The following is a 23,439-nucleotide window of genomic DNA, read 5'->3' on the forward strand; positions in this document are numbered from 1 at the left end:
GAATCAGGATTTTTTCCTGCTGTTGGTACTTTTCATTTATGCCAAAAAATTGTATAATGGTACAAATACTCAATTTTTAGAAAATTTTGAAAGAGGATTTACTATGGGATACACAGTTGCTGTTGTCGGTGCTACAGGTGCCGTTGGTGCTCAAATGATCAAAATGTTGGAAGAATCTACTCTTCCAATCGATAAAATTCGCTACCTTGCGTCAGCACGTTCTGCAGGAAAAGTCTTGCAATTTAAAGGGCAAGACGTGACCATCGAAGAAACGACTGAAGATGCTTTTGAAGGCGTTGATATTGCTCTTTTCTCAGCTGGTGGTTCAACATCTGCCAAATATGCACCTTATGCGGTAAAAGCAGGCGCAGTAGTGGTTGATAACACTTCTTATTTCCGTCAAAATCCGGATGTCCCATTGGTAGTTCCTGAAGTGAATGCACATGCTCTTGATGCTCACAACGGAATCATCTCTTGTCCAAACTGTTCAACAATCCAAATGATGGTCGCTCTTGAGCCAGTTCGTCAAAAATGGGGCTTGGACCGTATCATCGTATCTACTTACCAAGCTGTTTCAGGTGCCGGTATGGGAGCTATTCTTGAAACCCAACGTGAGTTGAAGGAAGTCTTGAATGATGGGGTCAACCCACGCGATGTCAAAGCTGAAATCTTGCCTTCAGGTGGTGATAAAAAACATTACCCAATTGCTTTCAACGCTCTTCCACAAATTGACGTCTTCACAGAAAATGACTATACTTACGAAGAAATGAAGATGACAAACGAGACTAAGAAAATTATGGAAGACGATAGCATTGCCGTGTCAGCAACTTGTGTGCGGATTCCAGTCTTGTCAGCTCACTCAGAGTCAGTCTACATTGAAACAAAAGAAGTGGCACCAATTGACGAAGTGAAAGCTGCTATTGCAGAATTCCCAGGTGCAGTCCTTGAAGACGATGTTGCTCACCAAATCTACCCACAAGCCGTTAATGCGGTCGGTTCACGCGATACTTTCGTTGGACGGATTCGTAAAGACTTGGATGCTGAAAAAGGGATCCACATGTGGGTTGTTTCAGATAACCTCCTTAAAGGAGCTGCTTGGAACTCAGTCCAAATCGCAGAAACTCTTCACGAACGTGGACTCGTACGTCCAACAGCTGAATTGAAATTTGAGTTGAAGTAGGGAGCGAAACAGAAATCAGTAACTCGAAGAGTTTGATTTCTTCCTCAGCTTTCTAACGAATCAACTTGTTTTATGAACAGATCATGAGGCAAAGGCAAGCAAGCCCCAGCCTCTTTCTTATATAGAGAAAGGTTTTTCTATGTCTTATAATGATTTAAAAGATTGTAAAATCATCACTGCATTTATCACCCCCTTCCATGAAGATGGGAGCATTAATTTTGACGCTCTTCCTGCCTTGATCGAGCACCTCTTGGCTCATCATACAGATGGGATTCTCTTAGCTGGAACGACTGCAGAAAGTCCAACTCTGACCCACGATGAGGAATTGCAACTCTTTGCGGCCGTTCAAAAGATTGTCAATGGTCGAGTTCCTTTGATCGCTGGTGTCGGAACCAATGAAACCCGCGACTCGATTGAGTTCGTTAAAGAAGTGGATGCTTTTGGTGGCTTTGCGGCAGGATTGGCTATCGTCCCTTACTACAACAAACCATCTCAAGAAGGAATGTATCAACACTTTAAAGCGATTGCGGATGCATCTAATCTTCCGATTATTATCTACAATATTCCTGGACGCGTGGTTGTGGAAATGACGCCTGAAACCATGCTTCGTTTGGCAGAACACCCAAATATCATTGGGGTGAAAGAGTGTACAACCCTTGCTAATATGGCCTATTTGATTGAACACAAGCCAGAAGAATTTCTCGTCTATACAGGGGAAGATGGAGATGCTTTCCATGCGATGAACCTTGGGGCTGATGGAGTGATCTCAGTAGCTTCTCATACAAATGGAGATGAAATGCATGAGATGTTCCAAGCCATTGAACGCAACGATATTAAAAAGGCTGCGGCTATCCAACGTCAGTTTATCCCTAAAGTCAATGCTCTCTTCTCATATCCGAGTCCAGCTCCTGTCAAAGCTGTCTTAAACTATATGGGCTTTGAAGCAGGGCCAACTCGTTTGCCATTGGTGCCAGCACCGGCAGAAGAAGCGAAGCGCATTATCAAGGTTGTAGTAGATGGGGATTACCATGCTACCAAAGAGATCATTACGGGAGTTCTTCGTCCGGATTATTAATAAAATTGTCATGAGGAATGTATGTCAGAGTTAGAGAAAACAGAGTTGGAAAAAACGGATTCAGAAAAATCAGAACTAGAAAAATTTAAAGAACGTCATAGCCTTGAAAAGTTAGATGGTGTGATAATCTATGATAAACCGACCATTAAAACTGGCGAAAAAGCTGGATGCATCGGCGCTCTCTTACTTTTAATTGGATTTGGAACAGGGATTATTTTGTTCCTCGTTCATTTCATATTTGATTTCGATTCCAAGCTACTCAATCTTCTTTGGGAATCGATAGCAGCTTTAGGATTCATTTTTAGTTTAGCAGGGGCTTTTCAAATCGGTCCCCTTACAATACACCGCTACTCAAGAGAAGCTGACAAGGATAAACATTTTGAAATTGATAGAGCCTACAATCTCTATAATGTTCTCTATAAACCGACTAAAACAGTCCTTCTCCAATATGATAGTGACGAAGATCAGCTGATTGCTGTCAATGCTGGTGGTGAACTACTAGTGGAACTCCTTAGAAAAGTAGAGATGGAGAAGTTACCTCTGAAGAAAATTTTGAAGACCTTCCGTTTGGACCATGTCTCTGACCATATTTGGAGATTGACCTACAGCTATAAAAAAGAAGATGTGGTCATGGAAAAAAGTGATCGTTAGATTTTTTCATCTAATCAAGCACAGTAAGTCCTGAAAAGAGCTTTGATTCTTGGCAAAAAAATTATATAATAAAGTAGTAGGTCTTCATTTCTTTCTAAGGGAAATGGAGTATTCATGAAAATTTAAACAAAAAGGAGACTCCGATGGAAGTCATTAAACGTAGTGGAGAAGTGGTTGAATTCAACCCAGATAAAATTTACCAAGCTATTTTGAAAGCTGCGCAAGTGGTCTATGTTTTGACAGATGATTTGCGACAAAATCTAGCTCAAGTGACCAAGAAAGTTGCTATGGATTTGGATGAAGCACAAGTAGAACGCGCAACCATCAGCATGATCCAATCAATGGTTGAGCACCGTTTACTTGGTGCTGGTTATATTACCATTGCAGAACACTACATTTCTTATCGCTTGCAACGCGATTTGGAACGGAGCGGCTATGGTGATCATATCGCCGTGCATTTGCATTTTGAGCAAATTCGCTAGAATATAAAATTGAAGTTACCTAGGTAGCTTCTTTTTAGTATTTTTCTTAATCACAGTGATCTCAGAAAACATGGTATAATAGAAGAGATTGAACTGGAAAGGAATGGAGAACATGGCAACTATACAATGGTTTCCTGGACACATGTCCAAAGCTAGAAGACAAGTACAAGAAAATTTAAAATTTGTGGATTTTGTGACGGTTCTGGTAGATGCTCGTTTGCCCCTATCAAGCCAAAATCCTATGTTAACCAAAATTGTTGGTGATAAGCCTAAATTAATGATTTTGAACAAGGTAGACTTGGCAGATCCTGTGGCAACAAAAGAATGGCAGGACTATTTTGAGTCTCAAGGCATCAAAACCTTGGCTATCAACTCCAAAGAGCAATCTACGGTTAAGAAGGTCACAGATGCTGCTAAGAGCTTGATGGCCGATAAAATTGCTCGTCAGAAGGAACGAGGGATTCAGATTGAAACCCTTCGGACCATGATTATCGGGATTCCTAATGCCGGGAAATCAACTCTGATGAACCGCTTAGCGGGGAAAAAGATTGCTGTTGTTGGAAATAAACCAGGGGTGACCAAGGGGCAACAATGGTTGAAAACCAATAAAGACCTTGAAATCTTGGATACCCCAGGGATTCTCTGGCCAAAGTTTGAAGATGAAGAAGTGGCTTTAAAGCTCGCCTTAACAGGAGCGATAAAGGATCAGTTGCTTCCAATGGATGAAGTGACCATCTTTGGCCTTAACTATTTTAAAGAGCATTATCCAGCTGTTTTGCAGGAACGTTTTAAACAAATGGATCTGGAACAAGAAGCTCCTGAAATCATTATGGAAATGACCCAGAAATTAGGATTTCGTGAAGATTACGACCGTTTTTACCAACTCTTTGTTAAAGACGTCCGCGATGGAAAATTGGGACGCTATACGCTAGATCGCGTAGGGGAATTTGATGGCAACCATTAAGGAAATTAAAGAACAATTAGCAAGCATTCAGCGGTTAGACGATCCTTTATTGACTGAATTGGAACAGGATAGCCGATCTGGTGTGTTCCAAGCGATCGCAAAGCGAAAAAAAGAAATCCAAAAACGTTTAGATGAAGATGAACGTTTGGAAAAAATGCTAGCCTATGAAAAAGAACTTTATACTCAAGGGATTCAGCTCATTGCAGGAGTGGATGAAGTGGGACGTGGTCCATTAGCGGGACCAGTTGTTGCAGCTGCCGTGATCTTGCCGAAAGCTTGTAAAATTCCAGGACTCAACGATAGTAAAAAGATTCCAAAATCAAAACACAAGGAAATCTATGAGGCTGTGCTCCAAAACGCCATTGCGATCGGAATCGGCATCAAGGATAATCAAGTGATTGACCAGGTTAATATCTATGAAGCTACGAAGCTAGCCATGAGGGAAGCCATTGGTCAGCTAGAGCCTCAACCCCAGCATCTTTTGATTGATGCCATGAGGTTAGATCTTCCTATTTCCCAAACTAGTATCATCAAAGGGGATGCCAACTCCTTATCCATTGCTGCAGCATCCATCGTAGCCAAGGTGACTCGGGATCAGATGATGGAAGAGTTTGATCGAAAATATCCGGGTTATGATTTTGCACAGAACGCTGGCTATGGGACAGCTAAGCATCTGGCTGGCCTCGACCAGCTGGGAGTGACCCCTATCCATCGGCGTTCGTTTGAACCCGTCAAATCAATGTGTGAGGATTAGGTTATGCTATTCACTATCGACATCGGTGGTACCTTTATAAAGTACGGTCTGATGGACGCAGACTATCAATTGGTTCATACAGACAAGATCCCAACACCACCTACGATTGAGGAGTTTTGGCAAGGATTAGAAGAAATCGTTACACCCGTAAGGGAAGAAATCGAGGGAATCGCCATTTCATGCCCCGGTGAGATCCAAAAGAGCCTTGGCTTTGTCTTGCGAGGTGGTCTCATTCCATATTTGCGCAGCATTCCTCTAGCAAGTAAACTCGAACAAACATTTCAAGTACCCGTCACTGTTCTCAATGATGGAGAAGCCGCTGGTCTAGCGGAAGCAAGGCTTGGTAATCTAAAAGATTGTCCATGTGGTGCGACCTTGGTCTTGGGGACAGGAGTAGGTCTCGCTCTTCTTTCTAATGGTGACCTATTGAGAGGATGGCAACTGACAGAATACATTCGGTCTATTGATAAGGCAGAAAGAACACCAGAAAATCGCCGCTTTCATCGTGAACTCTTTTTGCAAGGCATTTCCAATCTTTTGGAAAACACCGGTTCAGCTGTTCAATTTGTTGAGAAGGCTAGTCATATTTTAAACCTAGAAAAGGCAGATGGTATAGCTGTTTTCAAAGCTCTTGATCTAGGGGGCCATGAGGAGCTGATATCCTTGTTTCAAGAATATTGTCATGATATTGCAATTTTGATTTTTAATCTTCAATCATTGCTCCTGATTGAAAAAGTGACGATTGGCGGGGGCATTAGTAGTCAACCACTATTGATCGATGAGATCAGTCGACAATACCATGAGCTGCTCTCTCAAAAAGGGCATAAACAATTTGAGGCCTTGCCGATCCAAGCGGCTCGCTTCCATAATGAAAGCAACTTGATTGGTGCCGCATCTTACTTTTATTCTTCGACATATCAAAAAAAGTTCTAGAAATAGAGCTTTTTTCTTTTCTTTTTCGAATAAATAAGTGAGAGGAAGTAGAAGGTGACCATGGAGAAATTTGAAATCTTTAAATTAAAAGAAGCCGGTTTATCAAATGAGCAAGTCTTGAGAGTCTTGGACTACTGTAGGAAAGAGCAAGTCTTACCAAGCTTAGAAGAGATAGCGAGGATCGCTCGCTGTCGCAGTATCCTTCATTTTGTAGACAATTACCGACAACTAGATGAAGACCATTTACACGAGGAGTTTGAACGGTTCCCATCTCTATCCATTTTTGATCCTGAATACCCTGAGGAATTGCTACAGATTTACAATCCTCCTGTACTCCTTTTTTACCAGGGAGATTTGGAATTGTTAACCAGACCGAAGATTGCAGTTGTTGGAGCTCGAGAGACCACGCGAGAAGGGGTTCGTTCTGTGGAGAAGATTATTAAGGAACTTGGGAATGAGTTGGTTATCGTTAGTGGACTTGCTAAGGGAATTGATGCGACAGCTCATTATGCCAGTATACGAAATGGTGGCAAGACCATCGGAGTGATAGGAACGGGACTGGATGTCTTTTATCCTAAAAGCAATCAAAGACTGCAGGCACATATGGGGGAAAACCATCTGATCTTGAGCGAGTATGGTCCAGGGCAGGCACCACTTAAGTTTCATTTTCCTGAGAGAAATCGCATCATTGCAGGTCTCTGTCAGGCAGTGATTGTGGCAGAGGCGCGACTCCGTTCAGGGAGTTTGATTACTTGTGAGCGTGCTATGGAAGAAGGACGAGACGTTTTTGCTATTCCGGGAAATATTTTAGATGGAAAATCTACAGGCTGCCATCACCTGATTCAAGAAGGCGCAAAGCTTGTCACCTCAGGCCAGGACATTCTTGATGAATTGAAATACGAATTGTGATTTTCCTATAGGAGAAGTTCCTAGTTGACATCTTTCTTAAAATGTATTAAACTCAATGAGATTTATACAATACAGAGGGATAAAACGTGGTAACAAAAAAGAAAAGCAGTACAACCAAGAAAAATTTGGTGATTGTGGAGTCTCCTGCTAAGGCCAAAACAATCGAGAAATACCTTGGTCGTAACTACAAAGTCATGGCTAGTGTTGGCCATATTCGGGACCTGAAAAAATCAACCATGTCGATTGACTTCGACAATAACTATGAACCGGAGTATATCAATATTCGTGGAAAAGGTCCCTTGATCAATGATTTAAAAAAAGAAGCTAAAAAAGCCAAACAAGTCTTTCTCGCAAGTGACCCGGACCGAGAAGGAGAAGCTATTTCTTGGCATTTAGCGCATATTTTGAACTTGGATGCCAAAGAAAAGAACCGCGTGGTCTTTAACGAAATCACCAAGGATGCAGTCAAAAATGCCTTTAAAGAACCGCGCCAAATCGATATGGACTTGGTCGATGCCCAACAAGCCCGTCGTGTCTTGGACCGGATTGTAGGGTATTCCATTTCGCCTATTCTTTGGAAAAAGGTTAAAAAAGGACTTTCTGCAGGGCGCGTGCAATCAGTTGCCCTCAAATTAATCATTGATCGTGAAAATGAGATAAATGATTTCAAGCCGGAAGAATACTGGACCATTGATGGTGTCTTTAAAAAAGGGACCAAGCAATTCCAAGCTAGCTTCTATGGGATTGATGGCAAGAAGATGAAGCTCAACACCAATGAAGAGGTGAAAGCTGTTCTTGAACGCTTAGATGGCAAAGATTTTACCGTTGAAAAAGTTGAAAAGAAAGAACGTCGTCGGAATGCGCCACTTCCATACACCACCTCTTCCATGCAGATGGATGCTGCCAATAAGATCAACTTCCGTACACGCAAGACCATGATGGTTGCTCAGCAATTGTATGAAGGAATCAATATTGGCTCGGGTGTTCAAGGTTTGATTACCTATATGCGTACCGATTCCACACGGATCAGTCCAGTTGCGCAAAATGAGGCAGCGAACTTTATCGTAGATCGCTTTGGTGAGAAATATTCCAAGCATGGAAGCCGCGTGAAGAATGCTTCTGGTGCCCAAGATGCCCACGAAGCGATTCGTCCATCCAGCGTCTTCAATACACCTGAAAGCATTGCTAAATATCTCGACAAGGACCAGCTCAAGCTTTACACCTTGATCTGGAACCGGTTTGTAGCTAGTCAAATGACAGCTGCTGTCTTTGATACCATGAATGTCCGTTTAGGTCAAAATGGAGTTCAGTATACGGCAAATGGGAGCCAGGTGAAGTTTGATGGTTATTTGGCTATTTATAACGACTCAGATAAGAACAAGATGTTGCCGGATATGGTAGAAGGCGATATTGTCAAGCAAGTCAATAGCAAGCCTGAACAACACTTTACCCAACCACCAGCTCGTTATTCTGAAGCAACCTTGATTAAGACCTTAGAAGAGAACGGTGTTGGTCGTCCTTCAACCTATGCTCCGACGATTGAGACCATTCAAAAACGCTATTATGTGAAGCTGGTAGCCAAACGATTTGAACCAACAGAGTTAGGGGAAATCGTTAATAAACTGATTGTTGAATTCTTCCCAGATATTGTCAACGTGACCTTCACAGCAGAGATGGAAGGGAAACTCGATGATGTCGAACTTGGAAAGGAAGAGTGGCAAAAAGTCATCGATGCCTTCTACAAACCATTCTCTAAGGAAGTCGCAAAGGCTGAAGAAGAGATGGAAAAAATCCAAATCAAAGACGAACCAGCTGGTTTTGATTGTGAAGTTTGTGGTAGCCCGATGGTGATTAAATTAGGACGTTTTGGTAAGTTCTATGCTTGTAGTAATTTCCCAGATTGTCGTCATACCCAGGCCATTGTCAAAGAAATCGGCGTGGAGTGTCCTGACTGTCATCAGGGACAAATCATCGAACGCAAAACCAAGCGCAACCGTATCTTCTATGGATGCAATCGCTATCCAGAGTGTGAATTTACCTCTTGGGATAAGCCGATCGGTCGGGATTGTCCAAAATGTGGCCACTACTTAGTTGAGAAAAAAGTTCGTGGTGGCGGCAAACAAGTCGTATGTAGCAATGGCGACTACGAAGAAGAAAAAGTGAAATAAGCTTTCAAATAATTCAATGTCTATTATAACGGCAATTTTTATAAATGTCTGTTATAATAGACATTTTTTATTTTTTTCGTTATAATAGACATAAGGAGGTGGGCTTATGTATCTCGCTTTGATTGCAGATGTGATTGATTCCAAAATCGTACAAGAACGTTTTGACCTGCAAAAACAGTTAGAAAAAACCCTTCAAAAGATCAATGAGCTTTTTAAAGACTGCCTAGCATCGGCTTTTACCTTAACTTTGGGCGATGAGTTTCAGGCGCTTTTAAAAATGGAGGCTCCGGTTTTTCAAATCATTGATACCCTGCGTTCAGAACTAAAGCCGACTCAACTTCGTTTCGGCATTGGCCTTGGAGAGATTGTAACGGATATCGATCCCCTGCAAAGTATCGGTGCAGATGGACCGGCCTATTGGAATGCTCGTGCAGCTATTAATCTGGTCCATCAGAAAAATGATTATGGCAACACCCAGATCTATTTTTTGAGCGGTAATGACAGCCAGGACTCAGTGGTGAATGCGCTCATCGCTTCTGGAGAGGCCATACGTTCGGGTTGGAGAGAGAGTCAGGAAGAGATCCTGCTCAATCTGCTAAAGAGATCTGTCTATAGTGAAACCTTTAGTCAGCAATATTTGGCCCAATCGCTAGGGCTTAACCCAAGTGCCCTGTCCAAGCGCTTAAAGAGTAGCAGTATTCGTGTTTATTTACGGGGACGAGCAGCAGCACTAGCTTGTATTCAAAGCTTAGAGAAAGGAGAGGCCCATGAGCGGATTGTCTAGTATCGTAACGAATCCATACTTGATCCTTTTGTTGATTTGTCATTTGTTATCGGATTATTATTTTCAAAGTCAGAAGATGGCGGATCGCAAGGATCAGGATAAGAAGGTGCTCGGGCTTCACATTCTATATGTAGCTCTGCCTCTGATCGTGGTTTCTCTCTGTCATCTAGATTTGTGGTGGATTTGCTTGGTCATTTTACTGACTCATGCTGGAATGGATTTCTTAAAACCGATCGTGCAGAAGCAATTGAAATTACCAACCGCATGGACCTTTGCCTTGGATCAAGTCTTGCATATTAGCATCTTGACGTGTCTAGTCCTTTTAGGAGCGAAGAATGGTTCGACCTATCTGCCTCTGGACACTTTAAATCTAATCTTTTATGTCCTCCTAGTTGGGAAACCAAGCAATATTGCCTTTAAAATTCTGTTTGCCAAGTATCAACCCACCAGCAAGAAAAAAATGGATACGATCACTGGGGCTGGTTCTATGATTGGCTTTTTAGAGCGTTTGGTGATTGGTGCCTGTCTCGTCTATGGGCAATTTGCTTCGATCGGTCTGGTGTTTACAGCCAAATCCATCGCCCGCTATAATAAAATTTCGGAAAATCCAGCCTTTGCGGAGTATTATTTGATCGGGTCCTTGTTCAGTATCCTATCTGCCCTCTTAGCAGCTTGGTTGTGTCTATAAGAAAATAAATAGTAAAGTCTAAGACAGGAAGGAAAAGCCTCCCTGTTTTTTTACTTGGCTTTTTGGTATAATGGACCAAGTAGAAAATTAGAAAGATTTGTGGGTGTCTAACAGTCCAGTGGGGTGTTTTGATACCCAAAGAGGTATTAGTGTCATGTCTCAATCTTATATCAATGTGATCGGTGCGGGCCTTGCAGGCTCGGAAGCAGCTTACCAGATTGCCCAACAGGGAATTCCGGTCAAGCTTTACGAAATGCGTGGGGTCAAATCAACTCCGCAACACAAAACAGACAACTTTGCTGAGCTAGTTTGTTCCAACTCTCTTCGTGGGGATTCTCTCACCAATGCTGTCGGGCTCCTCAAAGAAGAAATGCGTCGTCTGGGTTCTGTCATCCTTGAAGCAGCGGAAGCGACTCGGGTACCAGCCGGTGGAGCACTTGCTGTGGACCGAGAAGGTTTTGCTAGCCGGGTGACGGAGAAGGTGTCCCAACATCCGCTCATCGAAGTCATTCGTGATGAAATTACGGAATTGCCGACAGATGCCATCACAGTGGTCGCAACGGGGCCTCTAACCAGCGATGCCTTGGCAGAAAAGATCCATGCCCTTAATGGTGGCGATGGTTTCTATTTCTATGATGCAGCAGCTCCAATCATCGATGTCAATACTGTCGATATGGACAAGGTTTATCTCAAGTCTCGCTATGACAAGGGAGAAGCGGCTTATCTCAACTGTCCCATGACCAAACAAGAATTTATGGATTTCCACGAGGCCTTGGTCAATGCGGAAGAAGCCCCGCTCAACTCTTTTGAAAAAGAAAAGTATTTCGAAGGTTGTATGCCCATTGAAGTAATGGCCAAACGAGGCATCAAAACCATGCTCTATGGCCCTATGAAGCCAGTTGGGCTCGAGTATCCAGATGACTACAAAGGACCTCGTGACGGGGAGTTTAAGACCCCTTATGCGGTAGTCCAATTGCGCCAAGACAATGCAGCTGCTAGCCTCTACAATATCGTTGGCTTTCAAACTCACCTTAAATGGGGCGAACAAAAACGGGTCTTCCAAATGATTCCAGGTTTGGAACATGCGGAATTTGTGAGATACGGAGTCATGCACCGCAATTCTTACATGGACTCTCCAAATTTGCTTGAACAAACCTACCGTTCTAAGAAACAAGCTAATCTCTTCTTTGCAGGTCAAATGACAGGAGTAGAGGGCTATGTTGAGTCAGCTGCCTCAGGTTTGGTAGCTGGAATCAATGCAGCTCGCCTCTTTAAAGGAGAAGAAGCAGCTATTTTCCCTGAAACAACTGCTATCGGAAGCTTGGCCCACTATATCACTCATGCCGACAGCAAACATTTCCAACCTATGAATGTTAACTTTGGGATTATCAAGGAGCTAGAAGGTCCACGCATTCGGGATAAAAAGGAACGTTATGAGAAAATTGCCGAACGTTCCTTGCAAGATTTGGCTCAGTTTATGGAAAAATAACCCAAGAAAGGAAAAAGTTTGGAGAAAATCCAGACTTTTTCTTCTAAAAATGGTATAATGAATAAAATTTAGAATATAGAGAGTTTTCTGACAATGAACAAATCCTATTTTTATTTAGATATGAAGACACACGAGTTGAAAGTGCCTTATACCGGAAAACTCCGTCGTGTGCGAGTCTTATTACCTAAGAATTATGAAACGGATACAGATAGACGTTACCCTGTGGTTTATTTCCACGATGGGCAAAACGTTTTGTACAGCAAGGAAGCTTATGCGGGTCATTCCTGGAAAGTCATTCCAGCCATTAAGCGGAATCCAGATATTAGTCGCATGATTGTCGTTGCGATCGATAATGATGGTTTCCAACGCATGAATGAATACTCTGCCTGGAAGTACAAGGAATCTAATATCCCTGGCATGCAATTTGGTGGCAAGGGAGTTGAGTACGGCGAATTTGTCATGGAAGTGGTGAAACCTTTTATCGACCAAGAATACCGGACTCTTGCTGATCGAGAACATACGGCCATGATTGGATCTTCCTTAGGTGGAAATATTACCCAATTCTTGGGCTTAGAGTACCAAGATCAAATCGGTTGTTTAGGGGTCTTTTCATCCGCGAACTGGCTACACCAAGATGCCTTCAATCATTATATCGAACGTAAAAAATTATATGCAGATCAACGGATCTACATTTATGTGGGGACTGAAGAAGCCGATGACACGGATAAAACCCTAATGGCAGGGAATATCAAGCAAGCTTATATCGATTCATCCCTTCGTTATTATCACGACGTCATCCAGCAAGGGGTGGAACTCAATTATATTGCCATTCGGATTCAATCCGGTGCGATTCACCATGAAGAAGCTTGGGCTGAACATTTACCAGAATGCCTTCGTTTTTTGGCAGAAAATTGGGATTAATAGACTGTAAATAAAGAAATAAAGGAAAGAGGAAACTTATGAATATTGAACATTTAAGCCACTGGAGTGGCCAACTCAACCGTGAAATGTATCTGAACCGCTATGGACATGCTGGTATTCCTGTTGTGGTCTTCGCTTCATCAGGTGGAAGCCATAACGAGTACTATGACTTTGGTATGATTGATGCTTGTGCTCAGTTTATCGAAGAAGGACGGGTACAATTCTTTACCCTTTCTAGTGTGGATAGTGAGAGCTGGCTTTGTAATTGGAAGAATCCTCACGATCGTGCCGAAATGCACCGTGCTTATGAACGCTATGTGATTGAAGAAGCCATTCCTTTTATCAAACACAAAACAGGCTGGTTTGATCCGATGATGACAACTGGTTGCTCTATGGGGGCTTACCACGCGCTTAATTTCTTCTTGCAACATCCAGATGTCTTTAACAAAGTGATTGCCTTGAGTGGTGTCTATGACGCTCGTTTCTTTGTTGGTGATTTTGGAGGCGATGAAGCCATTTATCAAAACTCGCCATCTGATTATATTTGGAACCAAAATGATGGCTGGTTTATCGATCGTTACCGTCAGGCGGAAATCGTTGTTTGTACTGGTTTAGGGGCTTGGGAACAAGACGGGCTTCCATCTTTCTACAAACTGAAAGAAGCCTTTGATCACAAAAATATTCCTGCATGGTTCGCTGAATGGGGACATGATGTCGCCCACGATTGGGAATGGTGGCGCAAACAAATGCCTTATTTCTTAGGGCATATGTATTTATAAATGAACAGAGAGGAGACGTCTATGAAATATATTGTTATTTCACCTTATTATCCACAAAATTTCCAACAATTCACCATTGAGCTTGCTAATAAAGGTATCACGGTCTTGGGGATTGGTCAAGAACCTTATGAGCAGTTAGACGAACCATTGCGCAATAGTTTGACAGAGTATTTCCGTGTTGAGAATTTGGAAAATCTGGACGAAGTCAAACGCGCAGTAGCTTTTCTTTTCTACAAACATGGGCCAATTGATCGCATTGAGTCCCATAATGAATACTGGTTAGAATTGGATGCAGCTCTTCGCGAGCAATTCAATGTCTTTGGTGCCAAGCCAAAAGATCTGAAGAAAACTAAGTTTAAATCAGAAATGAAGAAACTCTTCAAAAAAGCAGGAGTTCCTGTCGTACCTGGTGCTGTGGTTAAAGCCGAAAAAGATATTGATAAGGCTGTGAAGAAAATTGGTCTACCTTTGATTGCCAAGCCTGATAATGGAGTAGGTGCAGCAGCGACCTTTAAACTTGAAACACCAGAAGATGTCGATCATTTTAAAGCGGAATGGGATGGACATACAGAGTACTTCTTTGAGAAATTCGTCACTTCTAGCGAGATTTGTACCTTCGATGGTCTGGTCGATCGCGATGGTAACATTGTCTTCTCAACTACTTTTGACTATGCCTATACGCCACTTGACTTAATGCTCTACAAAATAGACAATTCTTATTATGTCCTCAAAGAGATGGATCCAAAATTGCGTCAGTATGGGGAAGCGATTGTTAAAGCTTTTGGCATGAAGGAACGTTTCTTCCACATTGAGTTCTTCCGTGATGGGGATGACTATATTGCAATCGAGTACAATAACCGTCCTGCAGGTGGCTTTACCATTGATGTCTACAATTATGCACACTCTATTGACTTGTACCGTGGCTATGCAGCTCTCGTAGCTGGAGAACCTTTCCCAGCTTCTGAATTTGAGCCTTTGTATTGCTTGGCAACTTCGCGTCGTGCTAATGCAGCCTATGCTCTTTCTGAGGAAGAAGTTTTGGCCAAATACCAGCATCAATTCCGAGTGAAGAAGGAGATGCCTGCAGCCTTTGCGGAACTCCAAGGTGATTACCTTTACATGTTAACAACACCAAGTCGTGAAGAATTAGAACAAATAATTCATGACTTTGGTCAACGCGCTGAATAAAATTGTGCCGATAGGTCTTTCCTATCGGTTTTTTATTCCCAAATCATCAAGAATATTTCAATATAAAACTTTGTGAATCTTTTATATAACAATTGTTAAAACCATTTATATCAAGAACTTATGAAGATTAGTTTGTGAAGAAAATTGAGCATTATTTTTGACAGTGTTTTCATTTTTGGCTAGAATGAAAATAAATGAATAATTGCTTAGAAAGGCGAAATAATGGCAACATTAGATAAAAGTCTCTTATTGGAAATGTTCCGTAAAATGGAAGAAATCCGTCGCATGGACTTAAAAATTGCACAGTTAGTAAAAAAAGGGAAAGTGCCAGGTATGACGCACTTTTCTGTTGGGGAAGAAGCAGCTAACGTTGGAGCTATGTTGGCTTTAAACGACGACGATTTGCTGACATCTAACCACCGTGGACACGGACAAGCCATTTCTAAAGGAATCGATCTGAATGGCATGATGGCTGAAATCCTTGGTAAGTATACGGGTACCTGTAAGGGGAAAGGCGGCTCCATGCATATCGCTGACCTCGATGCTGGTAACCTTGGTGCTAACGGGATCGTTGGTGGTGGTATGGGAATTGCAGTAGGTGCTGCCCTTACTCAACAAATGAAAAAGACTGGTAAGATTGTTGTCTGCTTCTTTGGCGATGGCGCAACCAACGAAGGGGTCTTCCACGAAGCAGTGAATATGGCTTCCATTTGGAATCTTCCAGTTATTTTCTACTGTATCAACAACGGTTACGGAATCTCTGCCGATATCAAGAAAATGACCAATGTGGAGCATATCCATGAGCGTAGTGCTGCTTACGGCATTCCTGGAATGTTTATTCCTGATGGGAACAACGTTATCGATGTCTATGAAGGATTTAAGAAAGCTGTTGAACACGTCCGCTCTGGTAAAGGACCTGTCTTGATTGAAAGTGTCACCTATCGTTGGCTTGGTCACTCATCTTCAGACCCTGGTAAATACCGGACTCGTGAAGAAGTAGAAGAGTGGAAGAAGAAAGATCCAATCGAAAACCTTCGCAAGTATCTCCTTGAAAATGAGATTGCGAGCGCAGAAGAATTGGATCAGATCCAAGAAGAAGTAAAAGAAGCAGTGGAAGCTTCAGTGAAATTTGCGGAAGAAAGCCCATTCCCTCCACTTGAATCAGCTTTCGAAGATATTTACGCAGACTAAGGGGGAGTAGAGAATTATGGAAACTAAATTAATGTCTTTCCGCGATACCATTATCCTTGCTATGTCTGAGGAAATGCGTCGCGACGAAAATGTATTGTTGATGGGGGAAGATGTCGGAGTTTTCGGTGGAGACTTCGGTACATCTGTAGGGATGCTTGAAGAATTTGGACCAGAACGTGTCCGTGACTGTCCGATTTCTGAGGCTGCGATTTCTGGTGCAGCAGCTGGTGCTGCTATGACAGGGCTACGTCCAATCGTTGATATGACCTTCATGGATTTCTCTGTTATTGCCATGGATGCTATCGTCAACCAAGCCGCTAAAACTCGTTACATGTTTGGTGGTAAAGGTCAAGTCCCAATGACAGTCCGTTGTGCTGCTGGGAACGGAGTAGGTTCTGCGGCTCAACACTCACAATCATTGGAATCATGGTTTACTCATATTCCTGGTTTGAAAGTTGTCGCTCCTGGTACGCCAGCGGATATGAAGGGACTGCTCAAGTCATCTATTCGCGACAACAACCCCGTTATCATTCTTGAGTACAAATCAGAATTCAACCAAAAAGGTGAAGTGCCAGTTGATCCAGACTACACGATTCCACTTGGAGTCGGAGAAATCAAACGCGAAGGAACTGACGTCACTGTCGTAACCTACGGAAAAATGCTCCGTCGCGTGATGCAAGCAGCTGAAGAATTAACAGAAGAAGGGATCTCAGTAGAAGTAGTAGACCCACGTACCTTGGTCCCACTCGATAAAGAGATTATCATTAATTCTGTCAAGAAAACAGGGAAAGTAGTCCTTGTCAATGATGCCCACAAAACAAGTGGCTATATCGGTGAGATTTCAGCTATTATCTCTGAATCAGAAGCATTTGATTACTTGGATGCACCAATCCGTCGTTGTGCGGGGGAAGATGTGCCAATGCCTTACGCACAAAATCTTGAGAATGCAATGATTCCAACAGTTGAAAGCATCAAAGATGCCATTCGTAAAACATATAACAAAGAATAATACATAACATAAATTATGTAATATCATTTAAATTAGACGAGGAAACTTTGTATCTTTTTAGGTACAAAGTTCTCTGCGTCCTTGTTATCTTAGATTAGAGCACGGGCTAAAAGCTCGGAAAAAAGATAAATCTCCTTGACTTCATCGAAGTCTGCGTTGATTTCCTATTTTTCGGTCGCTTTTAAACGCCCTTAGTATCTTGTAACTGAATCCGGACTGAGGACTGTGAAAAAAAGATAGATTTCCTTGTGTTCAGCGAACACAGCGTCAATCTCCTATTTTTTCTTTGTCCTCTACGTCCTTAATATCTTATAATAGAATAGGAGAGGTCATGGCTGATGATAAGCTAAGAGCGACTCCTGCGGCTAGAAAATTAGCGGATGATCTTGGGATCAACCTCTATGATGTTTCTGGTTCAGGCGCAAACGGTCGTGTCCACAAAGAAGACGTGGAAACCTATAAAGACACAAATGTGGTTCGCATTTCACCACTTGCAAAACGAATTGCTTTAGAACACAATATTGCTTGGCAAGAGATTCAAGGAACTGGTCATCGTGGTAAGATCATGAAGAAGGACGTTCTTGCTTTCCTTCCTGAAAATATTGAGAATGAGACCATTAAGTCACCTGCTGAAATCGAGAAGGTGGAGGAAGCTCCAGATAATGTGACACCTTATGGTGAGATCGAGCGGATTCCGATGACACCAATGCGCAAGGTGATCGCTCAACGGATGGTGGAATCTTACTTGACAGCACCAACCTTTACTTTGAACTATGACGTTGATATGTCTCAAATGTTGGCCCTTCGTAAGAAAGTATTGGATCCAATCATGGAAGCAACTGGCAAAAAAGTCACTGTAACAGATTTGCTTTCTCTAGCAGTGGTTAAGACCTTGATGAAACACCCATACATCAATGCGTCATTGACGGAAGATGGCAAAACCATCATCACTCACAACTATGTCAATTTGGCAATGGCAGTTGGGATGGACAATGGACTCATGACTCCAGTTGTCTACAATGCTGAAAAGATGACCTTGTCAGAGTTAGTTGTATCCTTCAAGGATGTTATCGGACGTACCTTGGATGGTAAACTTGCTCCAAGTGAATTGCAAAACTCAACCTTCACCATCAGTAACTTGGGGATGTTTGGCGTTCAATCATTTGGACCGATTATCAACCAACCAAACTCTGCTATCCTTGGAGTTAGCGCAACGGTTGAAAAACCAGTTGTTGTGAATGGTGAAATTGTCATTCGTCCAATCATGAGCTTGGGCTTGACCATTGACCACCGCGTTGTCGATGGAATGGCTGGTGCCAAATTCATGAAAGACTTGAAAGCCTTGATTGAAGACCCGATTTCAATGTTGGTCTAATCAACGAGAGAGAATAGAAACAAGAAAAAGAGGGAAATAAAATGGCCTTAGAAGTAATTATGCCAAAAGCCGGCGTAGATATGACCGAAGGACAAATCGTTCAGTGGAATAAGAAAGTCGGCGAATTTGTAAAAGAAGGAGAAGTTCTCCTTGAAATCATGACAGACAAAGTCAGCATGGAGTTGGAAGCGGAAGAAGACGGTTACTTGATCGCTATCCTGAAAGGGGATGGAGAAACTGTTCCTGTAACAGAAGTAATCGGTTATCTTGGTGAAGAAGGGGAAAATATCCCTACAGCTGGAGCAGTAGCACCAGAAGCAAGCCCAGCACCAGCTGCAGCAAGTGCTTCAAACGATGACAATAAGAGCGATGACGCTTATGATATCGTAGTGATTGGTGGTGGTCCTGCTGGTTACGTATCTGCTATTAAAGCAGCTCAATTAGGTGGTAAGGTTGCTCTTGTTGAGAAATCTGAACTTGGTGGAACGTGCTTGAACCGCGGATGTATCCCAACTAAGACTTACCTCCACAACGCTGAAATTATCGAAAATATCGGACATGCGGCCAACCGTGGTATTATCATTGAAAATCCAAGTTTCTCAGTAGATATGGATAAGGTTCTTGAAACCAAGAACAAGGTCGTAAATACCCTCGTCGGTGGTGTTGCGGGTCTTCTTCGCAGCTACGGAGTGGATGTTCACAAGGGTATCGGTACCATTACGAAAGATAAGAATGTCTTGGTCAATGGTTCTGAATTGCTTGAAACGAAGAAGATCATCCTTGCTGGTGGTTCAAAAGTCAGCAAGATTAACGTTCCAGGTATGGAATCATCCCTTGTCATGACCAGTGATGATATTCTTGAAATGAATGAAGTACCTGAAAGTCTCGTAATCATTGGTGGTGGGGTTGTCGGTATCGAGCTTGGTCAAGCCTTCATGACCTTCGGTTCAAAAGTTACAGTTATCGAAATGATGGACCGTATCGTTCCAGCTATGGATGCTGAAGTATCTAAGAACCTTCGTTTAATCCTTGAACGTAAAGGTATGACAATCTTGACCGATACGAAACTCCAAGAAATCATTGAAGAAGATGGCAAACTTCGTATCAAGGTTGAAGGAAAAGACGATATCATCGCCAATAAAGCCCTTCTTTCAATCGGTCGTGTTCCAGATCTTGAAGGAATCGGTGAAGTCGAGTTTGAATTGGATCGTGGACGGATCAAGGTCAATGAATACATGGAAACATCTGTTCCAGGCATCTATGCGCCAGGCGATATCAACGGTACTAAGATGCTGGCTCACGCTGCCTTCCGTATGGGTGAAGTGGCAGCTGAAAATGCCCTTAAGGGAAATCATGCTGTTGCCAAATTGAACTTGACTCCTGCAGCCATCTACACCCTTCCAGAAGTTGCGGCTGTTGGTTTGACAGAAGAACAAGCTCGTGAGAAATACGATGTTCAAATCGGTAAGTTTAACTTTGCGGCGAACGGTCGTGCCATTGCATCAGACGCGGCTCAAGGCTTTGTTAAAGTCATTGCAGACAAGAAATACGGTGAAGTTCTTGGGGTTCACATCATTGGTCCAGCAGCAGCTGAATTGATCAACGAAGCTTCTACCATCATTGAGATGGAAATCACTGTAGAAGAAATGCTCAAGACTATTCATGGTCACCCAACCTTCTCAGAAGTGATGTACGAAGCCTTTGCGGATGTACTTGGCTTGGCGGTTCACTCACCTAAGAAGAAATAATATTTGAAATGATAGAATGGCTGGACAGCAAATGCTGGACCAGTCTCTATCGTATATAAAGGAATCTTATGAAATACATTATTAATTATTCAAATGATACTGCTTTTAATATTGCTTTAGAAGAGTATGCTTTTAAGCACCTTTTAGATGAGGATCAAATCTTCCTTCTCTGGATTAACAAACCATCGATTATCGTTGGTCGCCACCAAAATACCATCGAAGAAATCAACCGCGACTACGTTCGGGAGCATGGGATTGAAGTGGTTCGCCGGATCAGTGGTGGTGGGGCTGTTTATCACGATTTGAACAACCTCAACTACACCATTATTTCAAAAGAAGACGAAAATAAGGCCTTTGACTTCAAGAGCTTCTCAACTCCTGTGATCAACACCTTGGCTCAGCTTGGAGTGAAGGCTGAATTCACTGGTCGTAACGATTTGGAAATTGATGGTAAGAAATTCTGTGGAAATGCCCAAGCTTACATCAATGGTCGGATAATGCACCATGGTTGCCTTCTCTTTGACGTGGATTTGTCAGTCCTTGCTAATGCACTCAAGGTGTCTAAAGACAAGTTTGAGTCTAAAGGGGTTAAATCGGTTCGTGCACGTGTGACCAATATCATCGATGAATTGCCAGAAAAAATCACGGTGGAAGAGTTCCGTGACCTACTTTTGGACTACATGAAGAAAGAATACCCTGAGATGACAGAATATGTCTTCTCGGATGAAGAATTGGCTGAAATTAATCGTATCAAGGAAACCAAGTTTGGTACCTGGGATTGGAACTATGGAAAGTCTCCTGAATACAATGTCCGTCGTGGCACTAAATTCCCTAGCGGTAAGGTTGAAATCTTCGCAAACGTCATTGAATCAAAAATCCAAGACATCAAGATTTATGGTGACTTCTTTGGTATCGAAGATGTTGCAGCAGTAGAAGATGTTCTTCGTGGCGTTAAATACGAACGTGAAGACGTCCTCAATGCCCTTCAAACCATTAACCTAGGTCGTTACTTTGCAGGTATCACTGCAGAAGAAATTGCTGAAGCAGTGGTGAAATAAAGTAAAAGATATCCATGTTAAATGGATATCTTTTATCTTAAACTTGATATTCGAAAACCATGATTGTACAATATAGAGGAAATCTGAACAAAAAGGGGATCATATTCAATGATGAAAATTCCAGTGGAAAATCTTGGTCTATTTGAACAGTTAGATCGTATAGTAGTGGCTTTTTTTAGAAAGCAACAATCTTTAAGTCCTTATGATTTGAATGTCAGTATTACACAAGGACACCTTGACCAGAAAAAGCAAGTGCTAGAACCATTAGGCTATCAAGCTGTCCAACTACCATTAGGAATGGCTTTAGATAACGTCATCCAGCAACCTCATTATAAAAACTTAATCATTGGTGGTCTTGCTCCTGAGGAAATAATCGTTAGCAAAGAAGAATTAATGTCTTTGAAAGATATCGTGGATAGCTTTTGTATTATGTACGCTGCAGCGAATAACAGACTAAAAAATAGTAAAGCTTATGAATTAATGAAAGATAAGACGGTTTATTTTATTGGTAAACTATTAACAGATTTTCCGAAGGCCGGTGATGAAATTGCTTATTTAGGAATTGATCGAATAGCGAGTGACGGAACACCATATGAAGCAGTTAAATGCTTTTTAACGGAAGAAAGTGCAGAAAAGTATAATGGTGAAAAAAGACCGGTCACCCCAGCAAATCTGGCTTATCTAAAATCATTTTGGGGAAAACCAGTCATTATTGAGCCACACCGTAATTATTGGATCGAATTTTTATAGAAAGTATAAAAGAGCGTAGATTTCTTATAGAATCTTACGCTCTTTTTCTAATAGAATACCTTTTACATAATTTACGTTATGTAATTTTATAAACTATCCAAGGCATTTTTTTGTTCGTCATTGACAATATGGGTATATAAGTCTGTAACTTGGGTGCTAGCATGTCCTAGCTGGTGGCTGACCAAAACCTGTGATTTGGTAGCATCATAGAGACGAGTTGCTAATGTATGGCGAAGCTTGTGGGGTGTCACGCGGACTTTGAAGTCTTCTGAATACTTGGCGACCATCTTTTCAACGCTAGAAGCATCGATCCGGTTTGGAACACCTCGATACAAGGTCAGAAAGAGAGCTGTATCAGTCTTTTCTGTCTTGTAACGTTTGTCACGAATAGCGAGATATTGTTCTAGATAAGGCTTAGCAAAGGCAGCAACATTAACAGAGTCTCGTTTTCCACCTTTTCGTGTGACATCAATGACCATCATCTTAAGATTGAGGTCACGAAGGTCTAGGTTAACGGCTTCAGAGAGACGGACACCAGAGGCAAGAAGGAGTGCGATAATGGCTAAATCTCGCTCTTTATTCTTATTAAAAGAGGATAAGGCGCGATTTGAGAGTGTTTGAGGGTACTCCTGGTCGATATAGTTAAGAAAACCTTCTGTTTCATCCCCTAAAAAGAGTTTTTGCTTGATATTTTCAGCTCGAGCCGCCAAGGTTTCTTTCTTTTTCTTAGTAGCAACCTTCTTCATGACATTGCGGTAGAAATAAGGTTCACCTTGCTCATTTTCAACTTCCTCGGTCAAATACTTATAAAGACTAGACAGTGCAGAAAGGGTACGGTTAATCGTTGTTTGGGAAACCCCGTTTTTTGTCGTATTGGCATTGAGCAGAGGACGTTCACGTAAGTAAAGAATAAAGGATTCCATGTCTTTCTTGGTCATGTGCTCCAAAACGTCTAAAGGGATCTCGGCCATGGTGTCAGCATTCGAAATACCAGATTCCAAGACCCAGGTAAAAAATCGATCGTATTCCTTTAAGTATTCGTACAAGGTCGTAAAACTGTATGGAACAGCCAGTTTCGATTGGTAATATTCCAAAACGTACCAAGGCATGACTTTTTTGAGTTTATCAATCCGTTCTAATAAGATCTCGCGTTTCATGTTTTTCTCCAAATCTTTCTATACTAGTAGTATAGCATAGCCGGATATATTTTTCAAGAAAATTATAGTTTTTCGGAAAGATGTTATAGGGGTTCTATAGGACTGTTTTGTATCTCTATCTATACTAGATCCCTTTTAAACACAATAAAATCAGCAAATCACATGGATCTACTGATTATTTTCTTC

General features: G+C 42.0%; 22 protein-coding genes and 1 pseudogene. 21 read left to right on the forward strand and 2 right to left on the reverse strand.

The genetic code is table 11. From position 1 onward, the window contains the following. Nucleotides 1-103 precede the first annotated feature (103 nt). Together NML76_RS01240 and dapA are read left to right on the forward strand one after the other, a co-directional pair. On the forward strand, nucleotides 104-1,180 hold the full coding sequence (locus NML76_RS01240) for an aspartate-semialdehyde dehydrogenase (RefSeq protein WP_254732483.1): 1,077 nt from the start codon (nucleotides 104-106) through the stop codon (nucleotides 1,178-1,180). Nucleotides 1,181-1,319: 139 nt separating this feature from the next. Continuing rightward, a complete protein-coding gene (gene dapA / locus NML76_RS01245; protein ID WP_254732484.1) occupies nucleotides 1,320-2,255 on the forward strand; it encodes a 4-hydroxy-tetrahydrodipicolinate synthase in 936 nt (311 codons plus the stop codon). 8 nt (nucleotides 2,256-2,263) lie between these two features. Here the strand turns inward: dapA and NML76_RS10250 are convergent. After that, nucleotides 2,264-2,311, reverse strand: a pseudogene (locus NML76_RS10250) (hypothetical protein); the annotation flags it as partial. On the opposite strand from NML76_RS10250, the gene NML76_RS01250 reads away from it, so the two are divergent. From NML76_RS01250 to NML76_RS01340, 19 genes are all read left to right on the forward strand, one after another. Beyond that, nucleotides 2,301-2,906: a hypothetical protein gene (locus NML76_RS01250; RefSeq protein ID WP_368077137.1), complete on the forward strand. Its 606-nt coding sequence runs from the start codon at nucleotides 2,301-2,303 to the stop codon at nucleotides 2,904-2,906. The pseudogene NML76_RS10250 and the gene NML76_RS01250 overlap by 11 nt on opposite strands. 143 nt (nucleotides 2,907-3,049) lie before the next feature. Next, the gene (locus NML76_RS01255) at nucleotides 3,050-3,388 is read left to right on the forward strand and encodes an ATP cone domain-containing protein (protein ID WP_049514815.1); all 339 of its coding nucleotides are present in this window, start codon (nucleotides 3,050-3,052) and stop codon (nucleotides 3,386-3,388) included. 112 nt (nucleotides 3,389-3,500) lie between these two features. Continuing rightward, on the forward strand, nucleotides 3,501-4,352 hold the full coding sequence (gene ylqF, locus NML76_RS01260) for a ribosome biogenesis GTPase YlqF (RefSeq protein WP_254732486.1): 852 nt from the start codon (nucleotides 3,501-3,503) through the stop codon (nucleotides 4,350-4,352). After that, entirely contained in the window at nucleotides 4,339-5,106 is a 768-nt protein-coding gene (locus NML76_RS01265; protein WP_254732487.1) for a ribonuclease HII, read from the forward strand. The genes ylqF and NML76_RS01265 overlap by 14 nt, the downstream gene beginning before the upstream one ends. Nucleotides 5,107-5,109: 3 nt before the next feature. Beyond that, nucleotides 5,110-6,039 (forward strand): ROK family protein, encoded by a 930-nt coding sequence (locus NML76_RS01270; protein ID WP_201089147.1) that lies wholly within the window; start codon nucleotides 5,110-5,112, stop codon nucleotides 6,037-6,039. A 60-nt stretch (nucleotides 6,040-6,099) separates the two neighbouring features. Then, nucleotides 6,100-6,948, forward strand: coding sequence for a DNA-processing protein DprA (gene dprA / locus NML76_RS01275; RefSeq protein WP_254732488.1), 849 nt, complete (start codon nucleotides 6,100-6,102; stop codon nucleotides 6,946-6,948). Between the two features lie 86 nt (nucleotides 6,949-7,034). Continuing rightward, on the forward strand, nucleotides 7,035-9,116 hold the full coding sequence (topA, locus tag NML76_RS01280; RefSeq protein WP_023918171.1) for a type I DNA topoisomerase: 2,082 nt from the start codon (nucleotides 7,035-7,037) through the stop codon (nucleotides 9,114-9,116). A 106-nt stretch (nucleotides 9,117-9,222) separates the two neighbouring features. After that, nucleotides 9,223-9,900, forward strand: a complete 678-nt coding sequence (locus NML76_RS01285) for a SatD family protein (protein WP_254732489.1) — start codon at nucleotides 9,223-9,225, stop codon at nucleotides 9,898-9,900. Continuing rightward, nucleotides 9,884-10,588 (forward strand): DUF3307 domain-containing protein, encoded by a 705-nt coding sequence (locus NML76_RS01290; RefSeq protein WP_254732490.1) that lies wholly within the window; start codon nucleotides 9,884-9,886, stop codon nucleotides 10,586-10,588. Before NML76_RS01285 ends, NML76_RS01290 begins: the two co-directional genes overlap by 17 nt. A 154-nt stretch (nucleotides 10,589-10,742) precedes the next feature. Next, entirely contained in the window at nucleotides 10,743-12,077 is a 1,335-nt protein-coding gene (gene trmFO, locus NML76_RS01295; RefSeq protein WP_254732491.1) for a methylenetetrahydrofolate--tRNA-(uracil(54)-C(5))-methyltransferase (FADH(2)-oxidizing) TrmFO, read from the forward strand. 93 nt (nucleotides 12,078-12,170) lie between these two features. Further along, the gene (locus NML76_RS01300; RefSeq protein ID WP_254732492.1) at nucleotides 12,171-12,998 is read left to right on the forward strand and encodes an alpha/beta hydrolase; all 828 of its coding nucleotides are present in this window, start codon (nucleotides 12,171-12,173) and stop codon (nucleotides 12,996-12,998) included. A gap of 38 nt (nucleotides 12,999-13,036) precedes the next feature. Then, on the forward strand, nucleotides 13,037-13,777 hold the full coding sequence (locus tag NML76_RS01305) for an esterase family protein (protein WP_254732493.1): 741 nt from the start codon (nucleotides 13,037-13,039) through the stop codon (nucleotides 13,775-13,777). A 21-nt stretch (nucleotides 13,778-13,798) separates the two neighbouring features. After that, nucleotides 13,799-14,965 carry an acetyl-CoA carboxylase biotin carboxylase subunit family protein gene (locus NML76_RS01310; protein ID WP_254732494.1) on the forward strand — a complete coding sequence of 389 codons (1,167 nt, stop codon included), beginning with the start codon at nucleotides 13,799-13,801 and terminating at the stop codon, nucleotides 14,963-14,965. A 222-nt stretch (nucleotides 14,966-15,187) separates the two neighbouring features. Beyond that, nucleotides 15,188-16,156: a thiamine pyrophosphate-dependent dehydrogenase E1 component subunit alpha gene (locus tag NML76_RS01315; RefSeq protein ID WP_254732495.1), complete on the forward strand. Its 969-nt coding sequence runs from the start codon at nucleotides 15,188-15,190 to the stop codon at nucleotides 16,154-16,156. A gap of 16 nt (nucleotides 16,157-16,172) precedes the next feature. Beyond that, a complete protein-coding gene (locus NML76_RS01320; protein WP_254732496.1) occupies nucleotides 16,173-17,165 on the forward strand; it encodes an alpha-ketoacid dehydrogenase subunit beta in 993 nt (330 codons plus the stop codon). Nucleotides 17,166-17,496: 331 nt separating this feature from the next. Continuing rightward, nucleotides 17,497-18,540 carry a dihydrolipoamide acetyltransferase gene (locus tag NML76_RS01325; RefSeq protein WP_049492858.1) on the forward strand — a complete coding sequence of 348 codons (1,044 nt, stop codon included), beginning with the start codon at nucleotides 17,497-17,499 and terminating at the stop codon, nucleotides 18,538-18,540. A gap of 41 nt (nucleotides 18,541-18,581) precedes the next feature. After that, nucleotides 18,582-20,288, forward strand: coding sequence for a dihydrolipoyl dehydrogenase (gene lpdA, locus NML76_RS01330; RefSeq protein WP_118398358.1), 1,707 nt, complete (start codon nucleotides 18,582-18,584; stop codon nucleotides 20,286-20,288). 68 nt (nucleotides 20,289-20,356) lie between these two features. Then, a complete protein-coding gene (locus tag NML76_RS01335; RefSeq protein ID WP_254732497.1) occupies nucleotides 20,357-21,346 on the forward strand; it encodes a lipoate--protein ligase in 990 nt (329 codons plus the stop codon). 108 nt (nucleotides 21,347-21,454) lie between these two features. Beyond that, nucleotides 21,455-22,096 (forward strand): hypothetical protein, encoded by a 642-nt coding sequence (locus NML76_RS01340; protein WP_254732498.1) that lies wholly within the window; start codon nucleotides 21,455-21,457, stop codon nucleotides 22,094-22,096. A gap of 86 nt (nucleotides 22,097-22,182) precedes the next feature. Here NML76_RS01340 and xerS read toward each other — a convergent pair whose 3' ends face one another. Beyond that, entirely contained in the window at nucleotides 22,183-23,253 is a 1,071-nt protein-coding gene (gene xerS, locus NML76_RS01345) for a tyrosine recombinase XerS (protein WP_070665786.1), read from the reverse strand. Nucleotides 23,254-23,439: the final 186 nt, after the last annotated feature.

The organism is Streptococcus sp. CF8_Ac1-9 (genome assembly GCF_024295565.1).
GTDB classification, from domain to species: Bacteria; Bacillota; Bacilli; order Lactobacillales; family Streptococcaceae; genus Streptococcus; species Streptococcus parasanguinis_X.